This is a genomic window from Bengtsoniella intestinalis (genome assembly GCF_039719005.1).
In the GTDB taxonomy this organism is placed as follows: domain Bacteria; phylum Bacillota; class Clostridia; order Oscillospirales; family Oscillospiraceae; genus Oscillibacter; species Oscillibacter intestinalis.
Genome location: NZ_CP133584.1, coordinates 3,718,208 through 3,736,660 on the forward strand (window position 1 = coordinate 3,718,208; position 18,453 = coordinate 3,736,660).

Sequence of the window (18,453 nt, forward strand, 5' to 3'; positions counted from 1 at the left end):
CATGAGTGATTTGAATAAAGAACCGCAAATGGAAGGCGGATTGGATGCAGAAACTGCCGCCGAAGTGGATGCCATGATGAAAAAGTTTGACTTAGAGTCAAACACCCGCATTTGGGAAGGGCTTCCCAAGCAACTGATTCGTATTTTGATGGCGCTGTTCTCTGTGTATAGTATGTGGGTCACCCTGTATTCCACAGAAATGCGTGAAGTCCGCTTGACTACTTTTTTGGGGTTGGTGGTCATCATCGGCTATTTGAGCTACCCCATGTTCAAAAGCAAGGTGCGAGTCAACCAAATGCCTTGGTATGATATTTTGATTATGGTGGCTGGCGCTGGTAGCTTTTTCTACTATCGTTTCAACGCAACCGAAATCATTAAGCTGTCTAGTAAAGTCACCAACGATACTTTTATGGTGGTCATTGCCATCATCGGTATTTTGTCCTTGGTGGAACTGTGCCGTCGTTGCGTGGGTATCCCCATCCTCTGCGTGGTGGGTGCCCTGTTGGTGTACACCTTCTCTAGCGTTCGCTTCGGCAAGGTGATTTATGACCTGTTCTATGCTACCTCTGGTGTGATGAACACCCCCATCGACGTGGCCGCCAAGTACATCGTGGTGTTCATCATCTTCGGTGCCTTCTTGGAACGCACAGGGATTTCTAGCTTCTTCATTAACTTTGCAAACTGCGCCGCTGGCTCCTCGGCTGGTGGTCCTGCCAAGGTGGCAGTTATCTCCTCTGCATTGTGCGGTATGGTGTCTGGTTCCTCTGTGGGTAACACCGTGACCACTGGTTCCATCACCATTCCCATGATGAAGAAAACTGGTTACAAAGGTGAATTTGCTGGCGCTGTTGAAGCCGCCGCTTCCACTGGCGGTCAAATCATGCCTCCCATCATGGGTGCCGCCGCCTTCTTGATGGCGGAATACATGGGCGTGGCTTATTCTGAAGTGGCTGTCCGTGCTATTTTGCCTGCCGCACTGTATTTTATCGGCATTTACTTCGCCGTCCATCTGGAAGCCAAAAAGTTGGGCTTGAAGGGTATTCCCCGTGAGGAACTCCCTAAATTCAAAGACTTGGTGCGTAAAATGTATTTGCTGGCACCTCTGGTCACACTGGTGTATCTGGTGACCACAGGTACTTACACCATGCAAAAATCTGCCGCCATTGCCATTGCAGTCACCATTTTGGTGGGTATCGTCAACCGTGACCAACCCATCACCTTCCAAAAGTGCATCGACGCATTGGAAGCAGGCGCCCGTGGTACCATCACCGTGGCCGCCGCCTGCGCCATGGCTGGTATTGTGGCTGGGTGCATCACCTCCACTGGTTTGGCTTCCAAGCTGATTTCTGCCATTGTCAACGTGGCAAACGGGCAGGCATTCATTGCTCTGTTCTTGACCATGATTTGCTGTATCATCTTGGGCATGGGCGTGCCTACCACTGCTAACTATTGCATTATGGCTGCCACCTGTGCGCCTATTTTGATGAATGACGCCATTGGCATTGTGCCTATGGCCGCTCACTTCTTCGTGTTCTACTTTGGCATCGTGGCTGACATCACCCCCCTGTTGCACTGGCCGCCTATGCTGGCTCTGCCATCGCCAAGGCACCACCCATGAAAACGGCCTTCAACGCCACACGGCTTGCCATTGCCGCCTTCATCGTGCCTTACATCTTTGCCATGAGCCCTGAAATGCTGTTCATCGATACCGTGTGGTATGAAGTGGTGCTGATTTGCATCACCGCTATGATTGGTATTTTTGGTGTGGCCGCTGGCCTCAGTGGCTTCTTCTACTGCACTATGAATTGGGCTGTCCGTGGCCTGCTTGTGGCTGGTGGCTTGACCCTGCTGGTGCCTGGTACCTTCACCGATGTGATTGGCTTGGTGCTGGTGTTCGGTCTGTGCTTCTACCAATACGCCACCGCCAAAAAGGCTGGCTTGCTGGAAGCGTAAATTTGATATATGAAAGAGCTACTCTTGTAGGGGAGGCTAGTAGCCTCCCGTGCAGCAACTGCTGAGTATACGCAAAATGTCGGGCGAATTCGTAACATTCTACGAATTCGCCCGACATTTTTGCAATTTTAAAGCCAATACCGCCGGGAGCCCAATGGGCTCCCCTACAAGGGTTGGGGTGCAATTTTATTTTACCACGCCAAAGCCATAGGTGATGGTGTGGTTGTACACGTCACCAGCCTGCAACACAGGGGAGGGGAAATGGGGGAAGTTGACGGAGTTGGGTGGGAATTGAGGTTCTAGTGCCATGCCAGAGTGGTTGTGGTACAAGGCACCGCCCTTGCCAGTTTGGTTGCCGAAAAAGCCACCTGTGTACACTTGGATACAGGGTAGGGAGGAGGCGAAAGCCAGAGTGATGCCGCTGTTTGCGCTGGAGATGGTGGCAACAAAGTCTGAGGCTTTGTGTGCACCTAAAACAAAGTTGTGGTCAAGGCCACGGGTGACGGTCAAACTGTGGTCTGCAATGGCAAGGCCAACGGCTTTACAGGCAGTGTAATCCAAGGGGGTGCCAGTCACGGTGGAAATCTCCCCAGTGGTGATACCTGCGTCGTCGGCTGGGGTGTAGAAGGGGGCATCTAGTTGTAAGGTGTGCGTTGCCACGGTGCCAGCATCGTGACCGTCCAAGTTGAAATAGGGATGATGGGTTAGGTTCACCACGGTGGTGGTGTCGGTTTGGGCACGATAGGTGATGTGAAGCTGGTGAGCAGTCAGCGTGAAGGTGACATCCACCTCCACAGTGCCGCGGTAGCCTTCGGTGCCATCTTGATCGGTGAGATGGAAGGTGGCAGAGCCGTCATCGTTACAGATTGCAGTCCACAGCCGTTTATCATAGCCAAAAGCACCACCGTGTAGATGGTGAACACCATTTTGGTTGGGGGTCACATGGAGGGTTTCTCCCTCTAAAATGAAGGTGGAGTTGCCAATACGGTTGGCATACCGACCGATGCAACCGCCAGCATAGGCAGGGGCGTCCAAATAGGCTTGGGGCGTGTCATAGCCCAAGGAAATATCAACAGGGGTGCCGTTTTTGTCGGGTACCATCACGTTGGCAATGGTGGCGCCAAGGGTGATCAGTTCCACTGTAATTCCAGCGTCATTGGTCAAGGTGATACAGTCCACTGCACCCAAGACGCAGGTTCCGAAGGGGCGGATGGTGGCAGTCGTCATGGGTCACACTCCGTATCCGTCAGGATGATTCAAGTGCCAAGTCCAAGCGTCGGCAATGATTTCATCCAGACCACGTTTGGGTGTCCAACCCAGAACTTCTGCGGCTTTTTGGTTGGAGGCAATCAGCACAGAGGGATCGCCAGCACGGCGAGGTTCTACGATGGCAGGGATTTCGCGCCCTGTGATACGCCGTGCAGAGTCGATAATTTCCTTCACAGAGAAGCCATCGCCACTGCCCAGATTGAACACGCCGCTTTCGCCGCCACGTTCTAGGTGTTCCAGTGCCAACAAGTGGGCTTCCACCAAGTCACGGACATGGATGTAGTCACGGATGCAGGTGCCGTCAGCGGTGGGGTAATCTTCGCCGAAAATGCCAATGGTGGCACGTTGACCCAGTGCGGTTTTCATCACCAGAGGGATGAGGTGGGTTTCAGGGCCATGGTCTTCACCGATGCAAACATCGGTGTTGGAGCCTGCGGCGTTGAAATACCGCAGGGCGGCATAGCCAATGTTGTAAGCTTGGTGGCACCATTTTAGCATCCCCTCAATGGCCAGTTTGCTTTCGCCATAGGGGTTGGTGGGCAGGGTGCGGTCAGTTTCTTCAATGGGTTGCTTTTCGGGCTCACCATAGGTGGCGGCTGTGGAGGAGAAGACGATTTTATCCACCCCATGACGTTCCATAGCACTGAGCATGGATTGAGAGCCAGCCACGTTGTTGCCATAGTATTTCAAGGGTTTGGTGACGCTTTCGCCCACCAGAGAGAAGGCGGCGAAGTTGATGACACCATCCACCTTAAACTCAGTGAACACGCTGTCTAAGAATGCACCGTCACGGACATCGCCCACACGGAGCTTTGCGCCTTTCACGGCTTGCCAGTGGCCAGTGCACAGGTTATCAACCACCACCACTTCGTAGCCGCGTTCCACCAACAAAGCCACCATGTGGCTACCAATATAGCCAGCACCGCCAGCAACTAGAATTGTTTTCATAGCATATTTCCTCCTACAATATAAATTAAGGTTTAAGGCACGGCTGCCAGCCGTGTCTTTTGTCTTTTTGTTGCCTAAGCTGTTAGAATGGGAGAGAACAGGTCTGGCTCTGTTTTCCGAGGGCTTACACGCCCGCAAAGGAGTCCGCCAGCCGCCTCTCTCGTTCGCAGCATTCGATTTGCGCAGGTTGTGCCACCAAGACTGGTGCGTTCGTGTCACTCAGGAGATTGAACAAGCAGCGAAGAAAGCGGAATGCCTAATCAAAATACATGGAGGAAACAATATGAACGCAGTCGGAATCGATATTTCCAAAGAATTCAGCGTGGTAGCCGCCCTGCGGCCTATGGGTGAGGTGGCGCTCCCACCTCGTACTTACCAGCACGACAGCCACAGCATCGACGTACTGGCGCAGGAAATTCTTGCGTTGGGTGCGGACACCCGTGTCATCATGGAGGCCACTGGTCGTTACCACGAACCAGTCGCCCAGACACTGAGCCAGCACGGTATCTACGTCAGCATTCTCAACCCACTACTCATCAAGCAGAGCGGTGGTGGCTCCATCCGCAAGGTTAAAACCGACAAAGCCGATGCCCTAAAAATCGCAAAATACGGGCTTGACAATTGGGTGGATTTGCGAGAACATACACCTATGGAAACCATACGACAACAATTAAAGCTCTGCACACGGCAGTACAATTTGTACATGAAAACCATTGTTTCATTGCAAAACAACCTAATTTCTCTCTCGGATAAGACCTTTCCAGGCGTCAACGAGCTGTTTTCTAGTCCTGAGCGCAAGGATGGTCATGTCAAGTGGATTGATTTTTTGGCTACATTTTGGCACTGTCACTGCATTGCAACCGTCAGCGAAAAGTCCTTCACAGACCGCTATCAAAAATGGTGCAAGCGAAAGGGGTACCATTTTCAACCCAAAAAGGCGGCTGAAATTTACGCAAAAACCCAGAAAATGATTGTCACTCTGCCCAAAAACGACTACGCAAAATTGTTGGTTGTGACGGCGGCCAAGCAACTCATAGCCTCCAAAGAAACCCTCTCTGAGATGAAAATCGAGATGAACCGCATGGCTAAAGAGTTGCCCGAGTACGACACCGTCATGGCGATGTACGGCGTAGGCGAGGCCACTGGCGTACAGCTGATGGCGGAGATTGGGGATGTGCGTCGCTTCGCCCACCGCAGCTCCATTGTGGCGTTTGCAGGGGTGGATCCGTCGGTCAACCAGTCAGGCAAGCAGACCTCTCAAGGCGGAAAGACCACCAAACGTGGCTCGCCCCACCTGCGCAAAACGCTGTTTCAGGTGGTGTCTACCTACGTCAAGAAGAAGCCTGAGGACGAGGCGGTGTACCAGTTCATAGACAAGAAACGTGCCGAGGGCAAGCCCTACTACGTCTACATGACGGCCGCACAGAACAAGTTCCTGCGGATTTATTACGCTCGGGTCAAGGAGTGTATGCTGGCTCTGGAGACCGCCAGCGAGGGCTAAGTGACGCTAATTTCATAGTTTTTCAGGTCAGTGATTACACCTTCTTTCTCTGGCCTGTTTTGTTATGCCTGCTTTGTCATCTCACAATTTTTGTGAGATTTTTTCATTTTAGGGCTTGACTTTTATTTACAGGACTCCTTAAAATAAAGTAAAAAGTAATATTGTAGGGGCGACCTGTGGTCGCCCGTTTTTCACTTGTTAGGGTTATTTCACAGCTTCCACAAACCGAACAAAGCCTGCTCGCCCAGCGGTATCGCATTTATACACCCCTGCGTGTTCTAGCACTTGGGCAAACACGTTGCCCACTTCTCGCTCTAAAATGTCTGTCACATTCTCAGCGGTGAAACCGTATTTTTCTTGCAAAGTAGCCACCCAATCTGCGTGTGTTTCTAAATCATCTGTCAAGGGTTTTTGGTTTACAATGGCATCTGCCAAAGATGCCAGCTCATCTTTCAGCCGTGCAGGGAGCACCGCTAAACCCATAACCTCAATGAGGCCGATGTTTTCTTTTTTGATGTGGTGTAGCTCTGCGTGGGGGTGGAACAGACCCAAGGGGTGTTGCGCTGTGGTGCGGTTGTTGCGCAGCACCAAATCCAGTTCAAAATCATCACCACGGCGACGGGCAATGGGGGTGATGGTGTTGTGGGGTTCTCCGTTGGAACTTGCTAAAATATCGCAGGCTTCGTCGCTGTAGTCACGCCATGCAGTGAGAATTTTATCGGCCAAGTCCACCAGTCGCTTGTCGTCGTCGCATCGCAAGCGCAAAACAGACATGGGCCAGTTTACAATGCCAGCGGCTACATCTTCAAAATCAGTGAAAGTGACTTCTTTTTCCACGGGCGCCGTCTCCATGGCGAAGGTATAGTGTCCGCCTTGGAAGTGGTCGTGGCTCAGAATCGAACCGCCCACAATGGGCAAATCGGCGTTGGAGCCCACAAAATAGTGGGGGATTTGCATGGTGAAATCCAATAGTTTGCGGAAGGTGGAACGGTTGATGGCCATGGGAGTGTGCTGGGCATTTAAGGCGATGCAGTGTTCATTGTAATACACGTAAGGAGAATATTGTAAGTGCCAAGGCTGACCGTCAATGGTGAGGGGGAGCAACCGTAGGTTTTGCCGTGCAGGATGGTTCATGCGCCCAGCATAGCCTTCATTTTCACAGCAGAGCATACACTGGGGATAGCCACCTTGGGGAGCGGATTTGGCGGCGGCAATGGCTTTGGGGTCTTTTTCTGGCTTAGAGAGGTTGATGGTGATGTCCAAATCGCCGTAGACAGAGGGGGATTTCCATTTGCGGTCTTTGGCAATGCGGTCACGACGAATATAGTCGGTGTCTTGGCTGAATTGGTAAAACCAATCGGTGGCGGAGACAGGACTTTCGGCACGCTTGGCGTTGTAAATCCCTTGCACCACTGAAGGGGCTGGGGTCAAGCACCCCATCAGAGCAGTGTCAAACAAATCGCGGCTGGTGATGCCGTCTTCGATGATACCTTGTGCCACGGCATAGTCTAATATATCTTTTAAAATGTCCATCAAAGGACGTTGGGTGTCCACAGTCACAGGAGTGAAGCTGTCTAGCTTTAAAAGGGCAAGTAGTTGATTGGTGACATAAACCTTGTCTGCAGGTGCCACCAATTGGGTGCAGTGACCGTAGTCCATGAGCGCTGAAATGGCAGAGTTTATCATATTGTGCGCCCTCCTTTTAAGCCAATCGTACACCGCCCAGAGGACGGATGGACAAAATGTGGCAGTTGCCAGAGCCGAGTACGGCTTCGGTTTTGGTTTTGAATTCATCCAGCATATCCACAGGCACAAAGGCTTGGGCTGTGCCGCCAAAACCACCACCATGGACACGGACAGCCCCACGACCTTGGAGGATTTCTTCACAGAGTGCCAAGGTGATCATCAATTCTTGGTTGAAGGTGGCCCCAGTGGGCACCACGTTTTGCAAGTGTTGAGCAGAGGACAAACCAGACGCGTGCACCATGGCTAGGAAGCTGTCGAAATCCCCATCGTGCAAGGCTTTTGCTTGGTTTTGAGCTCGCACAGAATCACCATAGAAGTGGATGGCGCGGAGGGCACCACGGTCGCCAGCGGCCTTGCGTACTTGGGGCAATTTTGCCCAAAAGTCAGCCTCTGGAATTTGGCGGAGATAGTCTTTGCCGAAGACTTGGCACACGGCTTTGAGCTCGTTGGTGATGGAGGCGTATTCATCGGTCAAGTCGGCATGGTCTGCCCCAGAGTCTAGGATGCACAGGGCGTGACCAGTGGCGGCAAAGTCCAGAGGCACTTGCTCCACAATGGGGTTGGTGGTGTCGTTAAAGTCGATGGACACCACGCTACCCACAGAGGAAGCGGTTTGATCCATCAAACCGCAAGGCTTGCCAAAGAACATATTTTCTGCATACTGCCCGATTTGGGCGATTTCCACGGCGGAGCATTGGTTGTTGTGGAAGAGGCTGTTGACCATGGTGCCAATGAGCACTTCAAAGGCGGCGGAGGAGCTGAGACCACTGCCGCCCAGCACGTCGGACACCATGTAAGCGTCTAGGCCAGCGTTTTGCAGATTGCAACCAAGGGTTGCAAAGCGGGCGGCCACGCCACGGATTAAGGCGGCGGAGGTGTTCACTTCTTCCACTTTGGGGGTCAAGTCATGTAAATCTACCACGATTAAGGGATACCCTTGGGATTGAACACGAATCATACCGCTTTGGTTGGGGGTGACAGCGCAAAGAATGTCAAGGTTGACGGCGGCGGCCAATACACAGCCGTGTTGATGGTCGGTGTGGTTGCCGCCCAATTCGGTGCGCCCGGGAGCAGAGAATAGTGCGGTGGGCTCTGCACCAAAGGTTTTTGTGTAAGACGCACAAACGTCCATGGCTCGCGTTGTGGATTGTGCCAAATTTGCTTCGCCGTAGAGGGTGGTAAGTATGGAGTTGAGTTGCCCAGCTTCTAACTGCTGTGTGAGAGTAGGATTGGAATTCATGGGTGCCCTCCTTAAAATAAATGCAATTTCATAGGCTTTTACAGCTATAGAATAGCAAGAAATTGTAAAAAAGACAATGCACTATTGTAGCTTGCTATATGGATAATTGTTGCAAGATTGGAAAATAGGGTGTATACTGAGAGAAAGTGAAATTCCAAGGAGGTGCGCCTATGGAGCAACAATTTAAACACGCATTTAAGGCCCCTAAAACCCCAGATTTGGCACTGTCTGTCCACAATGTGGGGTTTCAAAAATGTATGCCCAGTCACGGGTGGGGGCCTGCGGTCCGTGACCATTATCTGATTCATTATATTGTCTCTGGTTGTGGTACGGTGGAATTAGAAGGCACCACCTATCACTTGGGTGCAGGCGATGGATTTTTGGTGCGACCAGACAGCTTGGTGTTTTACCAAGCCGATGCAATTGACCCATGGGAGTATTACTGGGTGGGCTTTTCTGGGGCGCTTTCTGGGCATTTTGTAGAGCAGAGTGTGTTCAAAGACAGTGGTGTGACCACCATTGCCAACGGTGACCGCTTTCGTCAAGCCTTGTTGGAGATTTACAAAGCCCATGGCAGTGACTATAGCACCGCTGTGGCTATGGCAGGATATTTGCAGGTGGCGCTGAGCCTATTGATGGTGGACAGCGTGGCGCACGGTGAAACAGGGCAACAGCGCTACGCCCAGCAAGGGGCGGAAATCGTCCATAAAAACTATGCCCAGCCCATCACCGTGGAAACCATGGCCCAGCAAATTGGGGTGAGCCGAAGTTGTCTATACCGTGCATTCCAAGAGATGTACGGCTGTAGCCCCAGTGAGTATCTCCTCCGTCACCGCATGGCACGGGCGTGTCAACTGTTGCGGCAAACGGATTTGTCCATTAAAATGGTGGCGCTATCGGTGGGATTTGAAGATGGGTTGTATTTTTCTCGCACCTTTCATCGATTGCAAGGGGAAAGTCCGTCCCAATATCGGCAAAGTAGTTGACCTGTTGCCTCCTTTGGAGTACAATAGAACCATCACATAAACAGGAGACAGAGTTTATGCCCAATATTTCGATTATTGTGCCCATTTACCAAGCAGAGGATTTTGTAGAGCGGTGCGTTCAAAGTGTAGTAAACCAAACCTTTCAAGACTGGGAGCTGTTGCTGATTGACGATGGAAGTCGTGACAATTCTGGGGCTATTTGCAAGGACTTGGCAGAGAAAGATAGCCGTATTCGGTATTTCCACAAGAAAAATGGCGGTGTCAGCACCGCCCGTAACTATGGCCTGCGAGAGGCCACTGGGGACACCATTGCCTTTTTAGATGCAGATGATTTGTATCACCCTGCTTATTTGGAAACGTTGTGGAACTTGCGCGCCCAAGAGGGGATGGATAGCGCTGGTTGCGCCCATTTTAACTGGTATGGCGGTGACAATCGCCAGAGCGAAGCCTTGTTGCCAGCAGGCACCTATGAGGCTGCCGCCATCCGTGAAGCCATTGTGTTGCCTTTGCTGGGTGAACGGTTGCGCCAGCCTGTGTTCAATGGGTTTATTTGGCGCTTTTTATTTGACGCAACCATTTTGCGCAATGAAAATATCACCTTTGAAGGGGCTTATTTAGAAGATGAGCTGTTTTTGTTGGAATATTTTTCCTATGCCAAGGGTCTGGCGGTCAGCGAGGCACCGCTGTATGATTATTACTATAACCCCAATTCTGCAACCCATAAATATATGCCCAAATTTTTAAAAGTATACGCCCGATTTATGGAGCGCAAAGGAGCCATGGCGGAAAAATTCGACCTAGAAGCCGCCTGTCCCACATGGCGAGACAACACCAATTGGGCTGGCTTGCTCATTGCCATTGGCAACGAATATGCCGCTGGCAATCCTGCTTCCGTTAAAGAGCGCCAACAAAAGGTGAAAACCCTCTGTCAGCGACCAGATATGGCTCACGCCATTGCCAATCTCGCGCCAGAAGGCCTGTCCCAAAACAAACAATTGGTGGTGCGCTTGGTGCGCGGTAAACACTATTTTATGTTGACCCTCATGTATCGTTTGAAAAATCGAATTTAATGTAATATAAAAGGAGAACCTCATGGAATTTTTTGATTGTGCCAAAACCAGAAGAAGTGTCCGCAGATTTACCGAGGAAGCCGTACCCGTTGCGGTGATTGAAGAAATTGTGGGCGCCGCTGCCTATGCCCCCTCTTGGAAGAACACCCAAATCACCCGTTACACCGTGGTCACCGACCGTGCCTTGATTGACAACATGGCAGAGAACATGGTCTTGGGCTTTACCTTCAACGAAAAGTCCATGAAGGGTGCCGCCGCATTGGTGGTGGTCAGCTATGTGACTGGTCGTTCTGGTTTTGAACGTGACGGGTCTTATTCTACCCCCAAGGGTGATGGCTTTGAAATGTTTGACGCTGGCATCGCCACCCAAACCTTCTGCCTAGCCGCCCATGATAAGGGCTTGGGCACTGTGGTTTTGGGCTATTTTGATGAAGAAAAAATCATCCCAGCTTTGAACCTGCCAGAAAACCAAAAGGTTGCCGCTGTGGTGGCCATGGGCTATCCCAAATTCCAACCAGAAGCCCCAGCCCGTAAGGATGTGGCAGATTTGCTGACCGTGCTGTAAGAGAATGTGTTAAAAAACCACCCTATATACCCAATCATTGGGTATATAGGGTGGTTTTTGCCGTTGTGGGGAGGGACGGACGACCACAGGTCGCTCCTACAGTGGGGAACGCCAATGACGGGGAACATAATGACGTACCCTTTATGTAGGGGAGGCTATTAGCCTCCCGTCCCCAGTGATGGAACACATTACAGGTTTGCATCCGTGGTGTCGTCTACAAACATAGCCACATCAGAGAGGGGGCAGTTTAAAATTTTGCATAAATCATCAAGCGTATTTGTAGATACAGAAAGATTTTTTCGAAGTCTTTGAATGGTACCACCACCAAAGCCTTTGTATTGGCGTAATGTGTAGGTAGTCATGTTGCGTTCTTGCAATGTATTCCATAATGGAGCGTAAGAAATCATAAAAATTCCTCCTTTACTTTTCTCCATTATGCCCATATAATGGGGATAACTGTTATGCCCAATATTGGGCTTTTTGAGATGTTGTGACCTTGTAGGGGAGGCTATTAGCCTCCCGTCCTCCAGTGATGCAATATGTAAAGAAATAACGCTTAGGGTGCATGAATGCACCCTAGGCATTGTTGTTAGTCGTCATTCATATCTAAAATATAATCGGTGGAAACATGATAAAATTTGGCTAACTGAACAATAAATCTAGAAGGAATTTCTCGTTTTCCTGTTTCGTAATTACTATATACTCTTTGGTCTATATTTAAAATGTCTGCCACTTCTTTTTGCTTTAAGTCGTGATCTTCTCTTAAATCTCGTAATCTGCGATAGTACATATAACATCACCTCTTGTTGATATTATATGTACTATCGTATGATGGTATTGATTTTACTATTGAATGATAGTAAAATGGAGATGGAGGTGATTTTATGACAGTCACATTTTTTGGACACAGCATGGTCAATCATCGGGAAGGGGTGAAAGTGTGGTTGGAACTCGTGATACCAGAGTTGATTGCCCAAGGTGCCACGGTGTTTTATTCTGGTGGCTATGGCGGTTTTGATGCTTTGGTGGCGCAGGTGCTACAACAGGAAAAACAGCGCTGTCCTCATATTGAAAGTGTTTTGGTGCTGGCCTATTTGCAAGACCATCCTTATGCCAAGGACTACGACAGCACCACCTATCCAGAGTTAGAACGGGTGCCAAAGCGGTTTGCCATTTTGAAGCGGAACCAATGGATGGTTGGGCGCAGTGATGTGGTGGTGGCCTATGTGAACCATGGCGTCAGCAATGCGGTGAAAACCTTAGAATATGCAAAAAGAAAGAAAAAACCTGTGATTTTATACCCAAATACAACCCCACAACCATTGCCGTCATGGGTGTAGGAGACGGCGTGCAGAATACGTTAAAACTCCCTCTTGACATACCTAGAGTTTCTATGTATAATTTAGTGAAAGATACTAAGAAATTCTAGGTATATGAGGAGGGCATTTTTATGGCTAAATCCATGGAACACACCAAATTGTTGGTGCTGGCGTTACTGTCCAAGGGGGATATGTATGGCTACGAAATGATTGCCCAGTTAGAGCGGCAATTTGACAAAACCTTCGCCATGAAAGAGGGAACGCTGTACCCTGTTCTGAAAAGTTTGCAAAATGAAGGGGCGCTTACTGCCTATACACAGGAGACACCCTCTGGCAGAACACGCAAGTATTATCACTTGACAGAAGCTGGTGTACGCGTGTTAGAAGCGGAAACGAAACAGTGGGAGGTCTATTCCAAGGGCATCAATGCGGTGGTGGCAGGTGCAGTCTATGGCTAAGAACCAGACTCCATTTGAAGCCTTCACCCAGGCGGTTTTGGGATATATTCCCAGAGCCAACGGCGACGAATGGCACGAAATTAGAGACGAGCTGACCGCCCATTTAGAAGACCGTGCCGATGCCTTGGAAGCACGGGGCATGACCCCAGAAGATGCCCAAGCCCAAGCCATTTTGCGGATGGGCGACCCCAAGGAAATCGGGCAGGCTATCAATGCAGAACTGTCAGTGTTTTGGGGTTGGATAGGGCGGTTGGCGGCGATTGCCATTACCGTGGTGGTGTTGTGTTCCGTCTTGCCAGTGTTGGCAGTAGGATTTAACGTTTTTTATAACTTAAATATACGCTTTTTTACGGATATGGATGATTTTTCAATTCTAACTGCTGAGACTGCCATCTATGAGGAATCACGGCAAGAATCTTTCGATGCAAATGGTGTGACGGTACAATTCCATGGCTATCGGGTGTACGAAACCACAGAAGGGGACTACTGCCTAGAAACCTACTCCAGTGCCTATGCCAACAACCCCTTTGATGAAGTGCAAAACATAGTGCTGAGCTGTTTTGACTTGACAGGCAGTGCCTTGGAGAACACCATGAGCGGCGGCGGTGGTAGCTCTGGTAGCGGTGGCGGTTATACCGCTTCTGACCGCTATGAAATCGCAAAAGGTGACACGGACATGGTGTTGAGCCGTGACCAGTACGGTGTCACATGGGAGACCAATATTACCATTGATTGGGAGGGTGTAGCATGACCTATTCACGACGACAAAAAGCCTTCCGCCGTCTGGGGATTTTGATGATTTTGGTGGTCATTGGTTCAGTCACAGGGCTGTATCAAGTGTTGCCGTCCATGGCAGTCCGTGATATGGAGGTGAGCTACGGCATCGCACCAACGGATACTATCGCAAGGGTGTACAAGCCCGATATTGACAGAACCACCCTCTACTATTTACAGGAAAATGACGATGTTTTGATGTGGACAAGTGTAAAGTTTTATCCCTTTCTAGGCGGCTGGCAACGGATGTTTGCTGCCATTGTTGAGCTAGATGAGACAGCACCACTACAGGTGTCTTACGAGTCCATTGCAAGCGACGATGAAAGTACGGTCTACGCCTTTGGGCAGGTGAATCAAGAGGGAACAGTGGTGCTCCAAGCCCGAGATTGGGAGGATGATAGCGTCCTTGCAGAGTTTGTGGTGCCAGAGACGGACTACATCACCTATCAGGGGAACACCTATTTTATCTCCAACATCACAGAGTTTTACAACCAAGAGTTTTGGATGTCCTATTATCCTAAATTTATGTCTTATCTGCTGACTCCAGAAGGAGAGACGATTGGAGAGGCACGATTAGAAGGTAGCTCTACATTTTATAATGTGTAAAACCCACTCTTGCAAATGTGGCGATTTTTCGGTATACTGTAGAGTGAAATAACATGAAATGAGGAACCCTATGACCTTTTCATTGAAAGATAGTTTGCTCTACCGTCTTATGATGGTGGTGCTAGGAGAATACCGAGCCAGCCGTGTCTGCGCCACCATTGAAGGTGTGATTGAATGGGGGTTGACCCAAGTCAAAACCTCCAAATGGATGGATGTTACCTGTCGTGAAGGTATAATGGCAAAAGCCTTTACAGATAGCTGGCTTTGCTGGTTGTTGACTTGTTTAGTGAATCTGCCAGTTATGGCACTGCACTGGCTGTATAGCCATACAAAATCTGTTTGGGATAACAGCTTTTTTGCCAATCTGGTGTTCCAAATGGGCACAGAAACGGCCATTGGGCAAAGCTGGTTGATTCTTTTATTGTGGTGTATCCCCTTTGCTTATTGGAACAATGCCTATTCCTTGATGGCCTTTGTGCTGTTGACGGCGCTGTTTTATGTGGGCGGTATGCGCTACAAATCTTTGCGATTTGAATTTAGCGACATTGGCTGGTATTGGCTGGTGATGCTCTTTGGTACAGGGTTATCTGTGGTTTGTTCCTATGATTCTGAGACCTCGTGGCGCTTTTTCTGGTACCATCTGTCGGCGGCATTGTTGGTGCTGGTGACGGTGAGCGTGGTGCAGAATAGCCGTGACTTAATCCGCCTTGCCGTTGGGGCAGGCGGTGTGGTGCTGGGGTCGTCGCTCTATGCGGTGTATCAGCGGATACAAGGGGTAGAAGTGGTGTCTGCTTACGTGGACTTGGACTTGAACGAAGGGATGCCCGGTCGTGTGGAATCCTTTTTTGACAACCCCAATACCTTTGCGCAGGTGCTGATTTTGCTACTGCCCTTGGTGCTAGGGTTGGTGCTGTGTAGCCGTCATTGGTTTGGCAAATTGGTAGCAGGCGGTGTGTTTTGCATCGGCTGTGGTGCCTTGGCAATGACCTATGGTCGCGCGGCGTGGGTCGGCATGGCGGTGGCACTGGTGATGGTGGTGTTTTTCTTGAAGCCACGGTGGCTGCCATTGTTTGTGGTGTTGGGTTTGGTGTGTTTGCCTTTGTTGCCAGACACCATTTGGAATCGTATTTTAACCATTTTTGATTTCTCAGATACCTCTACAACCAGCCGTATTCCGCTGTTTTTGGCGGCCATTGAGGTCATTAAGTTAGAACCTATCCATGGGGCAGGTTTGGGGACAGCGGCAGTGCAAGCTTATATCGAGGATTATCAGCTGTATACTGGCACGGCACCCTTTGTCCATGCGCACAATTTGTATTTGCAAATTTGGGCAGAGCAGGGGATTTTGGCCTTGGTGGGCTTCTTGGGTGCCATGGGCTGGATGATCAAAGGCGCTGGCCGTGTGGCATGGAATCAAGCGCCCAGTGTGGCACGCACCATGGCTTGCTGTGGCGGTGCGGCGCTGTGTGGGATTTTGGTGGCGTGCTTGGCAGATTATGTGTGGACATACCCCCGTGTGATGTGTATTTTCTGGTTTGTGTTTGCCTTAACAGGTGCCAGTTTAAAAATTTGCAAAAAAAGTGAAAATAATCCTTGCAATTTGCTTTGAAATAGTGTAATATATATCTTGCGCTGGAAATAACAGCGCATCTCCGGGTGTAGCGCAGCTGGTAGCGCACGTGGTTTGGGACCACGGGGTCGCACGTTCGAATCGTGTCACCCGGACCATATAGCTGACGCAATAATGATGTCATCGGTGTAAAAGCCGATGACATCAGCGTTTTTCAGCTATTTTTTCTTAAAAAAGGCCGTTTCTGACATAGTCGATTTTACAGATGTCATTTCGCTATTTTTCCTTTGTCACCGGATTCGAACTATCACGGTGGCTTTTTTGCACCCCAAATTGAAGATTTTCATTCATAACCCCCTCTTTATTTTCAAGGGCGCTGATTTCTTTTTGAAGTTAGCGCCCTTTTTTTGTAGCCAAAATTCATTCGTGAAAATGTGGTATTCAAAAAAGGGCGCCACTTGTATCTGACCCTACAATTTCATCATTCAAACATTAAGAGCCGTCAAGTCTGAGGATTTTATATCCTCGATTTGACGGCTCTTTTTTGTTTTCAGAAAGGAAATTCACTATGTCTAGAAATCTAAATGCAGACAAATCTTTCCCTAAATACCCCCCAGATCCCCATCGCAAAAAAAGGGCGCCAGTCCCTAAACCAGTGGCAGGTCCATTCAAAAGCTGTGGCACTTGCCCCTATGCCTCCAATGGATTTATGTGCTATCACGTTGAAGGCGACTGCATGCGAACCTACCAGCAAAAGCTAAATCAGCAATCGTGAGAAAGGATTTTTATGTTTCAAGACTATATTCGCAAGCAAAATTTGTTAAACCCCGTTGACTATCTGGAAGTGGTGGACGATGGTTATAAACGAAAATGCTCGTTCTATCTGGCATTGCTACGGTCTGGGAAGTTATCTCCAGAGCAGGTGGTATCTCTGGCCTGTGATTACTACCAGATGAAACCCCTGCAAGTGCCATTTGAAGCCAAACTGGACGTGGCGCATTCCGCTATCCTCTATCCTAGAGGGGAAGGCTGTGACGTGCAAAGTATTTTGCAAGACAGGCAATGCTTTTTGGAATCAGATGCAGACCATCTAGTTTTCCTCATTCACGACCCAGACAACGAAGGATTTCAACAGAAATTATCCACCGCTGTGGATAAACCTATTCAATACCTGTTGGCAACCCAAGAATCGTGGGAGATTTTTGCTGAGTATCAGCTCAAGCCAAAGTTATACACTGTCCTCACTGTAGCAACCAACCAAAACCCACCTAGAGCCAGCCCCCACTATGAAAGTGACTTAGACAAGCTCTTGGACGGCTTGATTCAAACGGCCTTGGATTGGCGTGCCACCGATTTGCGGATTTTGCCATTGGGTGCCACAGCTGAGGTATCCATGACCATTGATGGGAAGAACGTGTTCTACACCACCTTAGACAGCGGCTATCTGCCTAAACTACGTCGCACCATGAAACTGCGATGCGGTGTGGGTGAAACCAACAAAGAGGCCATGCCTGTAGAAGCCAAAATGACCATCCAATACCAAGGAGCGCCCATGGATGTGCGTGTCAACATCATCAAGGCCACCAATGGCTTTGATTTCAACCTCCGCTTTATCCGCAAAATTTTACTAGGACTAGACGACTTGGGCATGAGTGATTCCAACAAAGAAAAATTTCAACGAATTTTGCATTTTACAAAAGGATTGGTGGCAATCTCTGGCCCCACTGGGTCGGGCAAAACCTCTTTACTCTACGCTGGGTTTCGAGTGGCCATGGCACAGGGCTTGAAAATCTATTCCATTGAGGAACCTGTGGAAATCAATCTGCCGGGCATTACCCAAGTGGAAGTGGACGAAGCTCAGGGCTTGACAAAGCAGGTGCATTTCAATTCCGCATTGCGCCACCGTCCCAACGCATTGAGCGTAGGGGAAATTCGAGATGCACAAGATGCCATTCCTGCCATCAATTTCGCCCATACAGGACACCCCGTATTCGTCACCATCCATGCCAATGATGCAGTGGGTGTGGTGGCTCGGCTGATTAACATGGGGATAGACCCTTATGTGTTGGGGGATACCTTAGCAGCCGTTATCGCCCAGCGTTTGGTGCGACGAGTGTGTCCCCACTGTGCAGAACAATACGCTTTAGAACCAGACCATCCATGGCGGAAATTATTCAAACTTGGGGATGGAGAAATCCTACTAAAACGAGGACGAGGATGTGCCCACTGTGCAGGCATTGGCTATCGGGGCCAAATGGCAATCAATGAAATCATTTTAACAACCCCAGCACTTCGCAATGCGATCCAGATGCGATTGCCACGGACAGAGATTGAAGCGGTTTTGCAAACAGAAAGTCGTTATCTGGATGATGGCATTGCCAAAGCATTGGCTGGGCAGACAACCTTTGAAGAATTAGAAGACATTGCACGAGATTTATTGTAAGAGGT

18 protein-coding genes and 1 tRNA gene are annotated in these 18,453 nt (G+C 49.6%); 13 read left to right on the plus strand and 6 right to left on the minus strand.

Annotation, left to right across the window (positions count from 1 at the left end; translation table 11 throughout):
* Nucleotide 1: 1 nt before the first annotated feature.
* Nucleotides 2–1,618 (plus strand): TRAP transporter permease, encoded by a 1,617-nt coding sequence (locus tag RFF05_RS17685; RefSeq protein WP_409968314.1) that lies wholly within the window; start codon nt 2–4, stop codon nt 1,616–1,618.
* A complete protein-coding gene (locus RFF05_RS17690) occupies nt 1,615–1,953 on the plus strand; it encodes a hypothetical protein (protein ID WP_409968315.1) in 339 nt (112 codons plus the stop codon). The genes RFF05_RS17685 and RFF05_RS17690 overlap by 4 nt, the downstream gene beginning before the upstream one ends.
* 186 nt (nt 1,954–2,139) lie before the next feature.
* Here the strand turns inward: RFF05_RS17690 and RFF05_RS17695 are convergent, their stop codons facing one another.
* Nucleotides 2,140–3,180: an aldose epimerase family protein gene (locus RFF05_RS17695; protein WP_409968316.1), complete on the minus strand. Its 1,041-nt coding sequence runs from the start codon at nt 3,178–3,180 to the stop codon at nt 2,140–2,142.
* A gap of 3 nt (nt 3,181–3,183) precedes the next feature.
* Nucleotides 3,184–4,170 (minus strand): UDP-glucose 4-epimerase GalE, encoded by a 987-nt coding sequence (gene galE / locus RFF05_RS17700; protein ID WP_409968317.1) that lies wholly within the window; start codon nt 4,168–4,170, stop codon nt 3,184–3,186.
* 283 nt (nt 4,171–4,453) lie between these two features.
* On the opposite strand from galE, the gene RFF05_RS17705 reads away from it, so the two are divergent.
* Nucleotides 4,454–5,671 (plus strand): IS110 family transposase, encoded by a 1,218-nt coding sequence (locus RFF05_RS17705; RefSeq protein ID WP_409967781.1) that lies wholly within the window; start codon nt 4,454–4,456, stop codon nt 5,669–5,671.
* A gap of 204 nt (nt 5,672–5,875) precedes the next feature.
* On the opposite strand, the gene galT is transcribed toward RFF05_RS17705, so the two are convergent.
* Both galT and RFF05_RS17715 read right to left on the minus strand, forming a co-directional pair.
* Nucleotides 5,876–7,357, minus strand: a complete 1,482-nt coding sequence (gene galT, locus RFF05_RS17710) for a UDP-glucose--hexose-1-phosphate uridylyltransferase (RefSeq protein ID WP_409968318.1) — start codon at nt 7,355–7,357, stop codon at nt 5,876–5,878.
* Nucleotides 7,358–7,373: 16 nt separating this feature from the next.
* Entirely contained in the window at nt 7,374–8,657 is a 1,284-nt protein-coding gene (locus RFF05_RS17715) for a galactokinase (RefSeq protein ID WP_409968319.1), read from the minus strand.
* Between the two features lie 170 nt (nt 8,658–8,827).
* On the opposite strand from RFF05_RS17715, the gene RFF05_RS17720 reads away from it, so the two are divergent.
* The 3 genes from RFF05_RS17720 to RFF05_RS17730 are packed head-to-tail and all read left to right on the plus strand — an operon-like array spanning nt 8,828 to nt 11,278.
* On the plus strand, nt 8,828–9,643 hold the full coding sequence (locus RFF05_RS17720) for an AraC family transcriptional regulator (RefSeq protein WP_409968320.1): 816 nt from the start codon (nt 8,828–8,830) through the stop codon (nt 9,641–9,643).
* A gap of 56 nt (nt 9,644–9,699) precedes the next feature.
* Complete coding sequence (locus tag RFF05_RS17725; protein WP_409968321.1) at nt 9,700–10,713, plus strand: glycosyltransferase family 2 protein; 1,014 nt, start codon at nt 9,700–9,702, stop codon at nt 10,711–10,713.
* Between the two features lie 22 nt (nt 10,714–10,735).
* Nucleotides 10,736–11,278 carry a nitroreductase family protein gene (locus RFF05_RS17730; RefSeq protein WP_409968322.1) on the plus strand — a complete coding sequence of 181 codons (543 nt, stop codon included), beginning with the start codon at nt 10,736–10,738 and terminating at the stop codon, nt 11,276–11,278.
* Nucleotides 11,279–11,466: 188 nt separating this feature from the next.
* On the opposite strand, the gene RFF05_RS17735 is transcribed toward RFF05_RS17730, so the two are convergent.
* Together RFF05_RS17735 and RFF05_RS17740 are read right to left on the minus strand one after the other, a co-directional pair.
* Nucleotides 11,467–11,685: a helix-turn-helix domain-containing protein gene (locus tag RFF05_RS17735; protein WP_409968323.1), complete on the minus strand. Its 219-nt coding sequence runs from the start codon at nt 11,683–11,685 to the stop codon at nt 11,467–11,469.
* 182 nt (nt 11,686–11,867) lie between these two features.
* Nucleotides 11,868–12,068, minus strand: a complete 201-nt coding sequence (locus tag RFF05_RS17740) for a helix-turn-helix domain-containing protein (protein ID WP_409968324.1) — start codon at nt 12,066–12,068, stop codon at nt 11,868–11,870.
* A gap of 94 nt (nt 12,069–12,162) precedes the next feature.
* On the opposite strand from RFF05_RS17740, the gene RFF05_RS17745 reads away from it, so the two are divergent.
* From RFF05_RS17745 to RFF05_RS17775, 7 genes are all read left to right on the plus strand, one after another.
* Nucleotides 12,163–12,618 carry a hypothetical protein gene (locus tag RFF05_RS17745; protein WP_409968325.1) on the plus strand — a complete coding sequence of 152 codons (456 nt, stop codon included), beginning with the start codon at nt 12,163–12,165 and terminating at the stop codon, nt 12,616–12,618.
* A gap of 110 nt (nt 12,619–12,728) precedes the next feature.
* Nucleotides 12,729–13,055 carry a PadR family transcriptional regulator gene (locus RFF05_RS17750; protein ID WP_409968326.1) on the plus strand — a complete coding sequence of 109 codons (327 nt, stop codon included), beginning with the start codon at nt 12,729–12,731 and terminating at the stop codon, nt 13,053–13,055.
* Nucleotides 13,048–13,806, plus strand: a complete 759-nt coding sequence (locus RFF05_RS17755) for a permease prefix domain 1-containing protein (protein WP_409968327.1) — start codon at nt 13,048–13,050, stop codon at nt 13,804–13,806. Before RFF05_RS17750 ends, RFF05_RS17755 begins: the two co-directional genes overlap by 8 nt.
* Entirely contained in the window at nt 13,803–14,435 is a 633-nt protein-coding gene (locus tag RFF05_RS17760) for a hypothetical protein (protein WP_409968328.1), read from the plus strand. The genes RFF05_RS17755 and RFF05_RS17760 overlap by 4 nt, the downstream gene beginning before the upstream one ends.
* A gap of 70 nt (nt 14,436–14,505) precedes the next feature.
* The gene (locus RFF05_RS17765) at nt 14,506–16,044 is read left to right on the plus strand and encodes an O-antigen ligase family protein (RefSeq protein WP_409968329.1); all 1,539 of its coding nucleotides are present in this window, start codon (nt 14,506–14,508) and stop codon (nt 16,042–16,044) included.
* Between the two features lie 43 nt (nt 16,045–16,087).
* Nucleotides 16,088–16,163, plus strand: a tRNA-Pro gene (locus RFF05_RS17770).
* 629 nt (nt 16,164–16,792) lie between these two features.
* Nucleotides 16,793–18,448, plus strand: a complete 1,656-nt coding sequence (locus tag RFF05_RS17775; protein ID WP_409968330.1) for a GspE/PulE family protein — start codon at nt 16,793–16,795, stop codon at nt 18,446–18,448.
* Nucleotides 18,449–18,453: the final 5 nt, after the last annotated feature.